The organism is Mycobacterium sp. E3247, from assembly GCF_001667785.1.
In the GTDB taxonomy this organism is placed as follows: domain Bacteria; phylum Actinomycetota; class Actinomycetes; order Mycobacteriales; family Mycobacteriaceae; genus Mycobacterium.
In genome coordinates this window covers 1-893 of the sequence record NZ_LZJG01000180.1, presented here as the reverse complement: position 1 = coordinate 893, position 893 = coordinate 1, and the positions used below count along the sequence as shown (strand labels likewise).

The window sequence follows — 893 nt, the reverse complement described above, 5'->3', positions numbered from 1 at the left end:
TCGGTGGCCTGCCAGGAGTTCATCACCCAGTTGGGTCGCAACTTCCAGGTGATCTACGAGCAGGCCAACGCCCACGGGCAGAAGGTGCAGAGCGCCGGCAGCAACATGGCCAGCACCGACAGCGCCGTTGGGTCCAGCTGGGCCTAACCCCAACTTCAGGCGCGGCAGCACACCGACGTGTGGTGTGCTGCCGCGTCCTGCGGTTATCGTGCACTTTGAACCCTCGAGGTATTGATGGACCAACAGACCGCCCGCACTGATATCACCGTTAACGTCGACGGTTTCTGGATGCTCCAGGCCCTTCTGGACATTCGGCACGTCGCCCCGGAGCTGCGGTGCCGGCCATATGTTTCGACCGATTCGAGCGACTGGCTCAACGAGCATCCCGGTATGGCGGTGATGCGTGAGCAGGGCATCGTCGAGAACGATCAGGTGAACGAGCAGGTGGCCGCCCGGATGAGGGTGCTCGCCGCGCCGGACCTCGAGGTCATCGCCCTGCTGTCCCGGGGCAAGCTGCTCTACGGCGTGGTGGACGACGAGAACCAGCCGCCCGGGTCGCGTGACATCCCCGACAATGAGTTCCGGGTGGTGCTGGCGCGTCGCGGCCAGCACTGGGTGTCCGCGGTACGGGTGGGCAGCGACATCACCGTCGACGACGTCGCCATCGCCGACAGCTCCTCGATCGCGTCACTGGTCCTGGACGCGCTGGAGTCGATACACCACGCAGAACCGGCGGCGATCAACGCGGTGAACGTGCCGCTGGAAGAGATGCTGGAAGCGACGAAGTCGTGGCAGGAGTCGGGCTTCAACGTGTTCTCCGGCGGTGACCTGCGGCGGATGGGCATCAGCGCCGCCACTGTGGCCGCGCTGGGCCAGGCGCTCTCCGACCCGGC

Annotated in this window: 1 protein-coding gene and 1 pseudogene; both read left to right on the top strand. The window is 66.0% G+C overall.

All coding sequences use genetic code 11. From position 1 onward, the window contains the following. Positions 1 to 147, top strand: a pseudogene (locus A9X04_RS09500) (type VII secretion protein EsxI); the annotation flags it as partial. Between the two features lie 87 nt (positions 148 to 234). Beyond that, positions 235 to 893: ESX secretion-associated protein EspG (locus A9X04_RS09495; RefSeq protein WP_067919673.1), on the top strand; the 659-nt coding region annotated here is incomplete at its 3' end.